We start from the raw sequence: 13,258 nt of genomic DNA, 5'->3' as shown, positions 1-13,258 counted from the left end.
GCCAAGAAGGCACTTTCGTCGCCGGATCGGCCGGTGCGTAGGCTGAGGCCGGTGAGCGCACGTGCGGGCATCGTGGTCACCGGAACTGAGGTTCTCACCGGCCGTGTCCAAGATCGCAACGGCCCGTGGATCGCCGACCAGCTGCTCGAGCTGGGTGTCGAGCTGGCCCACATCACCATCTGCGGCGACCGCCCTGCCGACATCGAAGCGCAGCTGCGATTCATGGCAGACCAGGACCTCGACCTGATCATCACCAGCGGTGGCCTAGGACCTACGGCCGATGACATGACCGTCGAGGTGGTCGCCCGTTTCTGTGGACGCGAGCTGATACTGGACGCGGAACTGGAAGACACGATCGCCAACATCCTCAAGAGGCTGATGGCGCGCAACCCGGGTTTCGACCCCGGCAACTTCGACTCGGTACTGGCCGCCAATCAGAAGCAAGCGATGATCCCGGTTGGTGCGCAAGTGATCAATCCGGTGGGTACCGCGCCTGGTCTGGTGGTGCCGGGAAAGCCGGCGGTCATGGTGCTTCCAGGACCCCCGCGCGAGCTTCAGCCCATGTGGCACAGTGCCATTCAGATGCCCGGGGCGCAGGAGGCGATCGCCGGCCGAACGACCTACCGGCAAGAGACAATACGGATGTTCGGACTGCCGGAGTCCGGGTTGGCCGAGACCTTGCGCAGTGCCGAGACGACCATCCCCGATTTTGGCGCGCTAGAGATCACGACATGCCTGCGGCGCGGAGAAATCGAGATGGTCACGCGGTACGAACCGGGCGCGGCAGACACCTATGCGCAAGTAGCGCGACTGCTGCGCGATCGCCATGGCGATCAAATCTACTCCGAAGACGGCTCGCAGGTGGACGATCTGGTGGCACGATTGCTTGCCGACCGGCGCATCGCGACCGCGGAATCGTGCACCGCTGGAGTCCTGGCCGCTCGGCTCACCGACCGCCCTGGCTCTTCGGCCTATGTCATGGGCGGTGTGGTGAGTTACTCCAATGAGGCCAAGGCCGAGTTGCTCGGCGTCGACCCAGCACTGATCGAGATGCACGGGGCAGTTTCAGAACCGGTGGCGCAGGCCATGGCGGCGGGGGCATTGCAGCGCTTCGGCGCCGACACCGCGGTCGCGATTACCGGAATCGCCGGTCCCGGTGGGGGAACCGAGCAAAAGCCGGTCGGGACAGTCTGTTTTTGCGTGTTGGTCGGCGACGGTCGCAACGTCACTCGAACGCTGCGGCTGCCCGGAAATCGGTCCGACATCCGCGAACGCTCAACGACCGTTGCCATGCACCTGTTGCGGCGTGCGTTGAGCGAATAACTCGGCCGACGATTCGCCGCCGGTCGATCGTGCGGCGACCGCTCCCGAGTCGGGCTAGCCGGAGCGCGCATTTCGCGATCCCGACGCTGTCTGCGTCATGTCTTCCCTGGTAAAAAGGCGGTCTCGGCAGTGCCGAAGTGGACACCGGTCGCGTCCTTGCCGATCAGCGCCAGCACCGCGACCACGGTCAACACCGGCACGATTGTCACGGCCAAGGCAAACGGATACCCGTGGGTTTCGGCCAGATGTTCCTGAATGGGCAGGTTCATCGCCGCCAGCAGGTTGCCGAGCTGATAGGTGACCCCGGGGTAGAGGCCGCGAATGGCGTCCGGCGACATCTCGGTCAAGTGCGCCGGGATCACGCCCCAGGCCCCCTGCACGCATAGCTGCATCAAGAAGGAACCCAGGCACAGCATCGCGGCGGTACGCGAATAAGCGAATATCGGCACGATCGGCAACGCCAATACCGCGCAGAACGCAATCGTGTATCGCCGGCCGAAGCGCTGTGAAAGGGTGCCGAACATCAGCCCGCCGATGATGGCGCCCGCGTTGTAGACGACCACGATCCAGCGGGCGGTAGCCGACGACAATCCGGCACCGTGGTCGGTGGTGGCGGTGAGGAAACTCGGGTAGACGTCCTGGGTACCGTGGCTCATCCAGTTGAAGGCGGTCATCAGCAACACCAGGTAGACGAACCGCCGGATGATCGCCGCGTTGCGCAGCACGTCTCGGACTCGGGTCTTGGTGAGCCTCATCCGGTCCTGCGCGGCCTCCCACACCTCGGATTCCTTCACCCGGTACCGAATGATCAGGCTGATCAACGCGGGGATGATGGACAACCCGAACAGCCAGCGCCAGGACAGACCCAGCCAGTTCATCACCACCAGGCTCGACACCGTGGCCAGCAGATAGCCGAACGCATAGCCCTCTTGCAGCAGCCCCGAGAAAAATCCGCGCCGACCGACGGGAACCTTCTCCATGGCAAGCGCCGCACCCAATCCCCACTCACCACCCATGCCGATGCCATAGAGCAGGCGCAAGATCACCAGCACCGTGAAGTTGGGGGCAAAGGCGCACAAGAACCCGACCACCGAGTACAAGGCCACGTCGACCATGAGCGGAACGCGCCTGCCGACCCGATCTGCCCACAGCCCGAAGATCAACGCACCCACCGGCCGCATGGCCAGCGTCGCGGTGGTCACGAACGCGACTTCGGTCTTGGTGTGATGAAAGGTTTTGGCGATGTCGGCGTAGACCAGCACCACGATGAAGTAGTCAAACGCGTCCATCGTCCAGCCCAAGAACGCCGCGATAAACGAATTCCGCTGGTCGACGTTCAGCCACGGTGTTTTCACGTTCTGCATCGTGGCGTACCGCACGCCGGACCGCGCACCTGGGGTGGCGGCCACTCGCGAGTAGCTTGGGCGTATATGCGAATCATCGATGCCGATGGACATGTCGCCGAAAACGCGTCGCTGACCGGCGAAGCGCTGCGTCGTTGGCCGGACCGGGTGCGACTCACTACGCGCGGTCGACCGCATCTGATGATCGAGGGCCGGCACTACCCGCAGGACAACGGTCCCGGGGCCGGGTGTCCGCCCCAACACGGCATCAGCAAAGCTCCCGGAATCAACTGTGCGACAGCCGATGGGGTACTCGCCGACGCCGATCGCGATCACCTGGACACGATGGTGCTCTATCCCAGCGTCGGGCTCTGCGTTCCCAGCCTGGAAGACCCGGCGTTCGCCGCCGGTTTCGCGCGCCTCTACAACGAGTGGATCGCGGACTTCTGTGCCCCGACAAACGGGCGACTACGCGGTGTCGGTGTCACTCCCATCGAACACGGGCAAGTGGCCATCGACATCATGAAAGAGGCCAACGAGCTGGGGCTGGTCGCAACGTTGGTCCCACCCGCGCTCAAGTCCCGCAACCTTGACCATGCCGACCTGGATCCGTTCTACGCCGCCGCCGTCGAGCAGGGGATGCCGCTGGGAATTCACGGCGCCCCCGGTATGCACCTGCCCAAAATCGGCGTGGACCGCTTCACCAACTACATCCAGGTGCACTGCATCAGCTTCCCTTTCGACCAGATGACGGCGATGACCGCGCTGGTCTCGGGCGGTGTCTTTGACCGTCATCCCCGATTGCGAGTTGCCTTTCTGGAGGCGGGCGTCGGCTGGGTCCCCTTCTTTGTCGACCGCCTGCACGAGCACTACGAGAAGCGCGGTGACTGGATCGACGGAGGCTGGCGCCGCGACCCGCACGACTACCTGCGCGCCGGCAACGTCTGGGTGACCTGCGAGCCCGACGAGCCAATCCTGCCTGGCGTGATTGACGTGCTGGGCGATGACTTCATCATGTTCGCCAGCGACTACCCGCATTGGGACGGCGAGTGGCCCGAGAGCACGAAGCAGCTGCGCACCAGGACCGACATCGGTGAACAGTCTCGGAACAAGATCGCTGGACTCAACGCCCAGCGCTTCTACGAGCTGAATTGAATGGCAGGATCGGCGCATGGGACCTTTTCTGCTACGCGCCGCCGTCACAGGATTTGCATTGTGGGTGGTCACGCTCTGCATCTCGGGGATCCGATTTGTCGGTGGCGACACGACGTTGGAGAAGATCGGGATCATCTTCGTTGTCGCGGTGATCTTCGGCCTCGTCAACGCCATCATCAAGCCCATCGTGCAATTTCTGTCAATCCCGCTCTACATCCTGACGCTGGGCCTCATTCACGTCGTCATCAACGCGTTCATGTTGTGGATCACCGCCCGGATCACCGAAGACACCACCAGGTGGGGCCTGCAGATCGACCACTTCTGGTGGACCGCCGTCTGGGCCGCCATCCTCTTGTCGATCGTGAGCTGGCTTCTGTCGTTGCTGACTCGTGATTTGCGCCGCGTAGCGCGCGGCTAGCCATTATTAGTTGGCCTTCGATTAGGTTGCTGAGGGCAGGTAGAACACGACCATAAATTAAATTACCGCACGCGACACCCTATGTTGTCAGCCACAGTTGCACATATGCTTACGAACACAGCTCGCTAACGCGCTCGGAGACAGTAGCTCTGCTGCGATTGCGAGGACCGATGGTTTGTCCTCGCGGATCCAGGTCGGCGCTACCTAACGGCACACTAGGACGGGATAGTGCGAAGAGTGAACACCGTCGCGATGGGGTCATCGCCTAGTTCATCGAGCACCCGGCTGAGTTCACCCGCCGGGGATCCGCATACCGGTCTACGGGCGGTCACCGAGTGCACCGGCTCGGCAGTGGTTGTTCACGTCGGAGGAGACGTTGACGCCAGCAATGAGGTGGTCTGGCAGCGGTTGGTGAATCGCAGCGCTGCCATCGCCATCGCGCCGGGTCCGTTCGTGATCGATATTCGTGACCTGGATTTCATTGGCTCATGTGCCTATGCGGTTTTGGCCCAAGAGTCGGTGCGGTGCCGTCGGCGCGGCGTGAATCTGCGATTGGTGAGCAACCAGCCCATCGTTGCCCGCACCATTGCCGCGTGTGGACTGCGCCGTCTGCTGCCGATGTATTCGTCGGTCGAAGCCGCGTTGTCGCCCGTTCCCAACGGGCACTGAGCGGGCCCTGCCCTTCAGCAATCGAGGCCGGCCAGCCGCGCAACATCAAGCGCGCAACCCCACGACAAAGTCACACCATCGCCCCCGTGACCGTAGTTGTGAATACACCGCGTCGCCCCAATCTGTTCGACTTCCACACGCACCGACGGCCGATCGGGCCGCAATCCGGTAATTGTTTCGATGACCGGCGCGTCGGCCAATCTGGGTTCGATCCGCCGGCAGTCTCGCAGGATACGGTCGGTCACCTGGGGATCCGCAGTGGTGTCCCAGCGATCAAGAATGCTGATGCCGCCGCACACCACCCGGTGCGGGTGAGGGAAGTAGCAGATCCATTCCGGGCCATCACCTAGCTGCATGAACAGTTGGTCCAAGCCGGGGTTGGCCAGCACAACATGCTGGCCAAATCGCGGCCGAAGGGTGTCATCGCCGGCCAACTCCCTGGCACCCAGACCAGAACAGTTGATCACGATCGGCGCGCTCTGAGCGGCTTCGGTCAGCGACCGCACCCGGGTGTATCTCAATTTCACAACCCGCCGCGGCAAGCCGCGTCGTCAAGTAATCAAGGTAGCGGGGCATATCGATCATCGGCAGGGTCGCTGCAGTGGCCGCGGGAAAGCCGTCCGGAACGTCGGTATCGGCGACCGGACGCAGGCCGGGAATCATGTCCTCCCCAGACGCCGTCACGTCCACCTCGGCTATCTCCCCAACACTGATAGCGGGCATCAGCTGCACACCGCTGGTCGGATCGTCGGCCAGCTCGCGAAACCGATGCAGTGACTGCTCGGCCCACTTTCGGGTCTTGACGACGGGTTCCACAAATCGCGGTCGCCACACCGCACCCGCCACCGCGGAGGTGGTTTGCCGTGGCAGCAGATCGGTCCACACCCGCACCGGCCAACCCGCTTCGGCCAGGCACAGGGCCGACGTCAGCCCGCTGACGCCGGCACCGATGACGACGACTTGTTGCGCATCACTTGCCGCGGTGCGACCGCTGCCCAAGATCGACCTCAATTAGGACGGGGGTACTTGCTGACCATTCGGAGCGAGCAGCCCGTTGAGTATCCCCAGATTCATCTGCAGCTGGCCCCCGGCGGCCGGGCCGGGAAGCTCGGCGGGCACATCGGCGTCAGGGGTGCTCTGCCAGGGTTGGCAGCCGCTCGTCTTGAACGCCTTGTCGGTCGGCTCGATTTGCACTACCTGAGGCTTCTTGGTCATCGCGTTGTCGATGAGGGCGCCATCGGGGTTGCTCATGCGCTTCCAATAACAGGTCCCGTCGCCGACCGGCCCCGCCGACGTATAGGTACCGGGAACGATGTCGGTGCCCACGGCATACGTGCCGTCGTGATCCATCGTCGTCTTCGGCGCGGGCGGCGCTGGTTGGGGATCGGCCGCGGCAACGCCCATCGACCCCGCCCAGCCCGCAAGCAGCAATCCCGCAGCGCCAAGGCGCGCCGCGTGGGATGCCATTACCTTCGAGCCCATAGCACTGCAGCCTACCGGGGTGAGCAGCGCATTTCGAACTGCTGGTATCTACGCCGCCAGACTCGGGTGCCCGCGTCCGCGGCGCGCGAGCATCCCGCACGCATATAGATAGCAGAATGCGGTGCCGACCATCAGTGACGGCGCGATCGTGGTGGCAACGTGCGGCGTACCTACCAGGACGTGCCCCGTCACCAATGCGGTCGCGGCCAGCATCGACGACCCCAGCCACGACAGCCAAAAGCCGCGTCTGGGAGTGCGCCCCAAGCGAAATAGCCGCTCCAGCACCAGCTCCAACATCAGGGTCGCGGCCATACTCAACAGCATCTGTGTCAAAGCCGCGCGCAGCGCCACCGCGGCGCCGCCCGCCTGATTGGCAAACGCCGCCCAGCTGCCATACAACACACCGGCACCTACCGCGAGTAGCACCTGGCGGGCGCCCTCGCGTGTCCAGCCGTTGCGAACTACTGCGACCATCGGAAGACGCGCAGCCTTACCTGGCGATACAACCCGCCGAAGATGTTGGCGGCATTGAGCGGTATCCAGACCAACAGAGCATCACCCTCGCAGAATCGCGGATTGATTCGGCTGTAGAACCTCACGTCCGGGTGATCGTCGAGCTTGCTCATGCGAGACGCGTCGCGCGGAATCCCGTCCGAGCGCACCACCCAGGAATCCGCGTTGGTCCGAACGTAGTGTCGGCCCTCGCCAATGCTCCGCACCAAGTTGTCGACCTCAGCCGGCGTCGCGCAGGTGCGACACGGATATACCCGCGGCATGGTCCGGGTGAACAGGCAGTAGGCAACCGGTGAGGAGGTGCGAGCGAGGTACCCCAAAGCGGTGCCCGGCTGGCGGAGTTTGAAGCGCAGCGCCTGACGCAGTCCGAAAAACATGGCGACCACGCCGCATCCGTTATACCCGGGCCGGAAGAAGCCACCGCCGGAAAACGCCGCCATCCGACTTTTCCCATGAGTGACGCATTGAACACCGTTAATGGCGAACCCGGCCAACTCGCCAAAAGTGCCGTAATAAAGCGCAAACGTGAGCTCGCCAGCGCTGAACAGGTGCTCTTCGAATTGTTCGCGCGTGTGCCCGTACATGGTCTCGCTGTAGACAGAATAAAGACGGTCCAGCAGCGCCGAACGTTGGTCGTAAGACAGCGATCTCGACGGAACTCGTTCACATCTCACGATCCGATGATTTCCGGCTTCGGCAGACTGCGGTAAAGACGGCGGCGGCGGCGGTGCAGGCGCCGATTCCGGTCGAAGTAGGGGAGACGTCGCCGCGGCGGACACCCGCGCAGACCCCTTGGAGCGAGTTGCTTTTAGCGTGAAAATGATGGCTCCTCTCTGGTCCTGCGTTCGGCGTGGCCTCGCGCAGCTGGCCACGTAGGCAATCCTGACATCGACCAGAGAAATGTGAGCACAAAATGGCGGAATTTTCGCACACGTTTAACAAATGAAGCTCATTTTGAATTCAAAACTACATTCTAGAATCTACATTTCATGATGCGATGAATTTTTGCTGCGGGGAGTTCGCATAAGCGCCGAACACGCATTCGCCCATATAGCACGTTAGCCTGCGGTGATGTAGCACGATATGGAGAGACGGAATTACCTCGCTGTAACCAGCAATCGCAGCGGCGAGTCATGGCACGCCCGCCCGAATAGCGCTAATAATTCACTTGACAGCACGTCAATTTTGTGATGTTTGACAGCCTCGGGGTCGACGAAGACATACGCCGCATAGCCGTCGACGAGTCGATGCTCACCGAGCAGGGTTTGCGATCTCATATCTGATAGTGGCCGAGGACGGCGGCATACCCCGAAGCGCATCGGATCCCGGTCGGCGGCCACGAACGGGAAGCCATGGCCCCCGCGCTGGCCGGCGGGAAGGGCTGCCAGCTGTTGCGCTCTGGGTCGTCGGTAGTTGTCGGTGGTGTGCTCTCACAGGGCCGGCGGCGAGACCCCGCTACCGCTAGTGGAGCCGACAACCTGCAGCGGCCAGGTAGCCGGCAAGACGGGCACGCCGGCACCACTGCCGAATTCACCACCACCGGTCGCCGACAAACCCGCGGGCCGCACCTTGGTGCCGGTGGCGGAGACCCCCGCGAAGCCCACCGTTCCTGCACCACGGCCGCCTGCCAGCTCCGACACCGGCCTCCCATCGGACGCTGCCTGCACCACGGAGGCCGATCCCACTCCGGGACGCACCGAACCTGACGCCCCGACTGGGCTGTGCCCCCGCGAGAATCACTGACGAGTATTTCGTGGGGTGCGTCCACCACAGCGCGATCGGAGTTGTCTCGTGCTGCCATCATCTGAAGGTCGCCAACGTGACGGGTGACCCCCAACGGCGTGCTGGTCGCCAACGGCACCCCAGCGCAGATGTGGCCGGTGGGAGCTAACGCCGCTCCCGAAAGCGGCGAGCCCGGTGCTGCGGTCACATCCATAGCTGCGCCGAATCCCTGAGTCGTGGAGACGCTGACCAACTGGCAACCGTCAAGATCAAGGCCGTCGAACGGGTCAAACTCGCATAGCTCCCCCGCAACGTCCAGCCCAAGAACGCCGTCGTTGAAGGAAGAGACGGAGAATTCGTCGCTGTCGGCGAAGCCGGACCAACTGGTGGCATTGCCAACCCCCTCGACGCCGGGATTGACCAACACCGGGGATGGGCAGGTCGGCGGCACCTCGAGTAGCGCCGCACTCGTGCAGGATTCATAAACGCCCATCACGCCGGCGGCCTGGATCCACATCCGCACATAGTCCGCCTCGTTCACAGCTATGGGAACCCCGTTTAGGCCAAAGAAATTCGTCGCGACCAGCACCCCGTGTACAGCATGATTTTCCTGCAATTCCGCCATCGTGGGCATCTCGGCTAAGGCATCGCCATATGCCGCCACCATCATCTGGAGCGCAGCACCAGCCCGCTGACAGACGATTGCGGCGTGGTCGAGCCACACCACGTAAGGGGTGTGCGCTGCTACATAATCATCGGCAGCACGGCCCTGCCAGAGGCGTATCGCTTCGCAAATTTGATGATCGACCTCTGCCGCTGTTGCCTCGAAAAGCGCACCCAGCGATAGCCACCCGGCGGCGGCCACCAGGATTCCTCCGGGCCCCGGTCCAGTGCTCGGCAACGACGAATGCACCTCAGGCGGCGAAGCCATCCAGAGCGGCGATGTCATGCCCGACTACCTCCGCAACAGCCAGGCTCACCGATCCGACCCAACCCCGCGACACCGTAATCGGCCAGCGCGGTAGCGGCCGTACCGGCGCTCGCCACCCCTGCACGAACCCGCAGGCTCACAACAATGCGCCTCCAATGCATCACGCACATCAAGGGCAGCCCCGCCATGGCCGATCCCTGGCGTAACACTCACACTTCAGAAATACTGGACTTGTCCTGCCCGCCTACGAATTTCGGTTGCCCTGGCCTGCCATGCCCCAAGGCGCCGTAGACCAGAAGCCGCGACTGGCGCAACGCAGCGCCGTTGACAATACCGGACACCTTCACCGCCGCTAGGACAGCGGCGCCAAACCGGACCGCACCAGATCCAGGCTCGCGGCCACCAGTTCGCCGAGGTCTTCGGCACACCCGTAGCGGCCCCAATTTTCCACCGCCACCACAAGAGCCGCTGCAATCGTCGCGCCGGCGACCTCCGCAACAAGGTCGACATTGGCCACATCCGCATACCGGTCTCTGACGAACGCGGTCAGCACCTGCGCGAACGACGACTGCACCACCCGCAGATGGTTAGCGATCCGATCCGCGCTGGTCAACTCGCTTCGAGCGGTTGCGGCCTGGCGCACCACTTCCAGATCATGCGGAAAGGCGGCGACACTGGCCAAGACCGCATCAAAGAGCGGCTCGGACACCGGGCGTTGGGCAAGCGCCCGCGCGAGCCACTCCAGCTGGTTCTCATAGTCCTGGAACAGCACCGCTTCTTTGGTCGGAAAATGCCGGAAGAACGTCCGTTCGGTAACACCGGCCTCTCGTGCCAGCTCGGTCACCGTCACCTGAGCAAATCCCTTACGCGCAAAGCTCTTTAATGCAGCCCGCCGCAGCGCTTCGTGGGTGGATCGTCGACGCAGTTCGTGACGGTTGGTGGGCACGGTCATCTCGCGCCGATGCTATCTCAGCGGCGCAAAAGATGTCAGGGCTGACATCTTCAAAATATGTCAGTACTGACATAACCTGGGACGTGCGCATTGCCTACTCGGGAGGAAATAGCCGTGACGGACTATGACGCGATCGTGGTGGGAGCTGGGCACAACGGGTTGACCGCCGCCGCGGTTCTGCAACGCGCGGGACTTCGCACCCTATGCATGGAAGCCAACACATACGCCGGAGGAATGGCCGCAACGGTTGAACTGATCGACGGCTTCCACTTCGAGATCGCAGGATCGGTGCAATTTCCGACGGCCAGCCAAATCAGCAAAGAGCTTGGGCTGGACACCTTGCCCACCGTGGCACCCGAGGTGATGTCGACCAACATCGGCGAATCCGGCGAAGAGGCGATGATCTTCTATCGCGATCCGCTGCAACTGATCTCACACCTAGGCGAAAAGCACGGCTCGGCGACTGTCACCGGCATGGCCGAGCTGATCGGCTGGAGTCAGGGGCCGGCCCGGGCACTCGGCCGCTTCGAGGTGCGCACGCCGCCCCGGACCCTCGACGAGATGTATGCCTGCGCCACCAACCAGGCCGAGCGCAGGGCTATTCACGAAATGCTATTCGGCTCCGCTATGGACGTGATTGACCGATTCCTGCCGGACAAGGAAAAACATGCGGTGATGCGCGGAATGTTGGCGCTTCTGGCCGTCAATTCCACCTACCGTGGACCATTTACTCCTGGCAGTGCCGCCTGCCTGGCGTTTGCCCTTGCAGTGCCCGACGACAGCACCGCGATGATGACCAAGCTCAGGGGCGGCATCGGTGCCCTGACCGATCATCTGCGGGAGCGTTTCGCATCGGCCGGCGGCGAGATCCGATTCCGCTCGAAAGTAGTGGAGATCGTCGTTGACCGTGGGGCGGTGTCTGGTGTGCGACTGCCCGACGGCTCGGTGATCGGCACGCCGGTCGTGGTGTCCAACCTGGCACCGGACGTGACCCTAGCCAAGCTCGTCAGGCCGGAACACGTCCCGGCAGATCTGCTGGCACGGTTGGCCGGGCGCGACCATCGGGCCTCCTTCGTACAGATCCACTTCGCCCTCGACGCGCTACCCGAATTCGCACCACCCTATGAGCTGTTGAATGAGCCGGGAATGCAGCAGTCGGTCGGCATCTTCGGAACGCCCGAGGAACAGCAACAGCAATGGGAAACCTGCCGGCGAGGCATCGTGCCGGAGAATCCCTCGATGGGGATGCAGATTCCCTCGGTCCACGACAGCGGCCTCGCACCGCCGGGCAAGCACGCCGCCAGCGCTTATGCGTACGCGTTTCCGGTGGAGGTCGACCGCGACCAACATGGTCATCTGAAACGCATTATGGCCCAACGCGTTATCGACAAGATCACCCGATTCGCCCCCAACTTCAAAGACATTGTGATCCGCTACATCACGTTCGCGCCGTATCACATGCAAACAATGTTCGGGGCCCCCTCGGGTGACTTCTGCCACGGGTTGTTGCATCCGGATCTGATGGGGCCTAACCGCCCCGGCCCCAGGGGATTTCTCGACTTTCCGATTCCCATCGACGGCCTCTACCTCGGCGGCGCTGGATGCCATGGCGGCCCGGGCATCACCTTCATACCGGGCTACAACGCTGCCTATCAGGTGCTCGAGGATGTGGCCACACGGCAAACATCGGGATAGCGCAACAGCATTGGCGACTGGCTATACGTGTACCGATGCGCGCCGAACGCTCATGGCACCAGCACAACCTTGCCGATGTTCTCCCGGGCCGCCAGAATGCGGTGCGCTTCAGGCGCTTCGGCGAACGGTATCGCCGCGTGAACGATCGGCGCAGCGGTACCTTGACCGAGCGCCTCACTCAGGGGCGCGATCCAAGGCTCGAGCGTGCCACGGTCGTCCCACAATCGCAGCATGTTGAGACCGATCACGGTTTTGGACTCCTCGAGCTGCTTCATCAGGTTGAAGCCGCGCAGCATCGATAGCGCATGTGGGGCCACCCGGCGCAGCGAGCGCTTCTCGCCCTCCTGCATGTTGGAAACCCCGTAGCCGACCAGCCTGCCTCCCGGCCGCAGCAGCTCATACGATCGGCGCAGGGAGGTGCCCCCGAGCGCGTCGAGCACGAGGTCATAGGAGTCCAGGCCCTTCCACCAGCCGTCCCGGCGGTAGTCGATGGCCCGATCGACTCCCAATTCGGCAAGCCGCTGATGCTTCCCAGGAGATGCGGTTCCGTGCACCTGAGCACCCGCCGCCTTGGCGAATTGAACAGCCGCGATGCCAACACCACCGGCCGCGGCGTGCACCAGCACACGCTCTCCGGCCCGCAACGACCCGTACCCGTGCAGAGCCGCCCACGCGGTTGCGTAGTTCACCGGGACCGCGGCCCCCTGTTCAAAGCTCAATCCTTCGGGGAGCACCACCGAGTCGGTCGCCGTGACGTTCACTATCTCGGAATAGCCGCCGAACCGTGTCCCAGCCAAAACTCTTTCGCCGATCCGGCTTTCGTCGACGCCGGCGCCCACCGCCTCGACAGTCCCGGCGACTTCGTAGCCAACCACCGCCGGAAGCTTCGGTGCATCCGGGTAGAGACCCACGCGGGCGAGGTGGTCAGCGAAGTTCACCCCCGCCGCGCGAACCGCGATCCGCAGCTGACCCGGGCCGGGCGGCGGCGGGTCGGGCCACTGCTGCACCTGCAGGACCGACGGGTCACCATGTTTCGTGATTACGACAGCACGCAT

At 63.4% G+C, this 13,258-nt stretch carries 13 protein-coding genes and 2 pseudogenes; 6 read left to right on the top strand and 9 right to left on the bottom strand.

Annotation, left to right across the window (positions count from 1 at the left end; all coding sequences use genetic code 11):
- Positions 1-51 precede the first annotated feature (51 nt).
- A complete protein-coding gene (locus MMSP_RS15595) occupies positions 52-1,323 on the top strand; it encodes a competence/damage-inducible protein A (RefSeq protein WP_020787409.1) in 1,272 nt (423 codons plus the stop codon).
- Positions 1,324-1,418: 95 nt separating this feature from the next.
- Here the strand turns inward: MMSP_RS15595 and MMSP_RS15590 are convergent, their stop codons facing one another.
- Positions 1,419-2,687, bottom strand: a complete 1,269-nt coding sequence (locus MMSP_RS15590) for a sialate:H+ symport family MFS transporter (protein ID WP_036427321.1) — start codon at positions 2,685-2,687, stop codon at positions 1,419-1,421.
- Positions 2,688-2,753: 66 nt separating this feature from the next.
- Here MMSP_RS15590 and MMSP_RS15585 point away from each other — a divergent pair, with 66 nt between their 5' ends.
- The 3 genes from MMSP_RS15585 (at position 2,754) to MMSP_RS15575 (ending at position 4,908) form a co-directional block, all read left to right on the top strand.
- A complete protein-coding gene (locus MMSP_RS15585; protein ID WP_020787407.1) occupies positions 2,754-3,821 on the top strand; it encodes an amidohydrolase family protein in 1,068 nt (355 codons plus the stop codon).
- A 16-nt stretch (positions 3,822-3,837) separates the two neighbouring features.
- Positions 3,838-4,239 carry a phage holin family protein gene (locus tag MMSP_RS15580; protein WP_015355564.1) on the top strand — a complete coding sequence of 134 codons (402 nt, stop codon included), beginning with the start codon at positions 3,838-3,840 and terminating at the stop codon, positions 4,237-4,239.
- A 237-nt stretch (positions 4,240-4,476) separates the two neighbouring features.
- On the top strand, positions 4,477-4,908 hold the full coding sequence (locus MMSP_RS15575) for an anti-sigma factor antagonist (protein ID WP_011740808.1): 432 nt from the start codon (positions 4,477-4,479) through the stop codon (positions 4,906-4,908).
- 14 nt (positions 4,909-4,922) lie between these two features.
- Here MMSP_RS15575 and MMSP_RS15570 read toward each other — a convergent pair.
- The 5 genes and pseudogenes from MMSP_RS15570 to MMSP_RS28590 form a co-directional block, all read right to left on the bottom strand.
- A pseudogene (locus tag MMSP_RS15570) lies at positions 4,923-5,907 on the bottom strand (FAD-dependent oxidoreductase).
- A gap of 12 nt (positions 5,908-5,919) precedes the next feature.
- Positions 5,920-6,390: a hypothetical protein gene (locus tag MMSP_RS15565; RefSeq protein WP_015355567.1), complete on the bottom strand. Its 471-nt coding sequence runs from the start codon at positions 6,388-6,390 to the stop codon at positions 5,920-5,922.
- A gap of 48 nt (positions 6,391-6,438) precedes the next feature.
- Positions 6,439-6,864 carry a hypothetical protein gene (locus MMSP_RS15560; RefSeq protein WP_015355568.1) on the bottom strand — a complete coding sequence of 142 codons (426 nt, stop codon included), beginning with the start codon at positions 6,862-6,864 and terminating at the stop codon, positions 6,439-6,441.
- Entirely contained in the window at positions 6,852-7,577 is a 726-nt protein-coding gene (locus tag MMSP_RS15555) for a hypothetical protein (protein ID WP_020787403.1), read from the bottom strand. The genes MMSP_RS15560 and MMSP_RS15555 overlap by 13 nt, the downstream gene beginning before the upstream one ends.
- Before the next feature lie 756 nt (positions 7,578-8,333).
- Positions 8,334-8,543 carry a hypothetical protein gene (locus MMSP_RS28590; protein ID WP_232022514.1) on the bottom strand — a complete coding sequence of 70 codons (210 nt, stop codon included), beginning with the start codon at positions 8,541-8,543 and terminating at the stop codon, positions 8,334-8,336.
- Positions 8,544-8,960: 417 nt separating this feature from the next.
- On the opposite strand from MMSP_RS28590, the gene MMSP_RS28585 reads away from it, so the two are divergent.
- Positions 8,961-9,110 carry a hypothetical protein gene (locus tag MMSP_RS28585; RefSeq protein WP_232022515.1) on the top strand — a complete coding sequence of 50 codons (150 nt, stop codon included), beginning with the start codon at positions 8,961-8,963 and terminating at the stop codon, positions 9,108-9,110.
- A gap of 35 nt (positions 9,111-9,145) precedes the next feature.
- Here MMSP_RS28585 and MMSP_RS28580 read toward each other — a convergent pair.
- Together MMSP_RS28580 and MMSP_RS15545 are read right to left on the bottom strand one after the other, a co-directional pair.
- Positions 9,146-9,556 (bottom strand): annotated as a pseudogene (locus MMSP_RS28580) (PPE family protein); the annotation flags it as partial.
- 352 nt (positions 9,557-9,908) lie between these two features.
- Complete coding sequence (locus MMSP_RS15545; RefSeq protein ID WP_020787399.1) at positions 9,909-10,508, bottom strand: TetR/AcrR family transcriptional regulator; 600 nt, start codon at positions 10,506-10,508, stop codon at positions 9,909-9,911.
- A gap of 114 nt (positions 10,509-10,622) precedes the next feature.
- Here MMSP_RS15545 and MMSP_RS15540 point away from each other — a divergent pair, with 114 nt between their 5' ends.
- The gene (locus MMSP_RS15540; RefSeq protein WP_020787398.1) at positions 10,623-12,203 is read left to right on the top strand and encodes an NAD(P)/FAD-dependent oxidoreductase; all 1,581 of its coding nucleotides are present in this window, start codon (positions 10,623-10,625) and stop codon (positions 12,201-12,203) included.
- A 50-nt stretch (positions 12,204-12,253) separates the two neighbouring features.
- On the opposite strand, the gene MMSP_RS15535 is transcribed toward MMSP_RS15540, so the two are convergent.
- A complete protein-coding gene (locus tag MMSP_RS15535) occupies positions 12,254-13,258 on the bottom strand; it encodes a zinc-binding dehydrogenase (RefSeq protein ID WP_020787397.1) in 1,005 nt (334 codons plus the stop codon).

The sequence above is a fragment of the Mycobacterium sp. 012931 genome (assembly GCF_000419295.1).
Classification (GTDB): Bacteria; Actinomycetota; Actinomycetes; order Mycobacteriales; family Mycobacteriaceae; genus Mycobacterium; species Mycobacterium marinum.
This window is presented reverse-complemented; position numbering and strand designations above follow the sequence as displayed.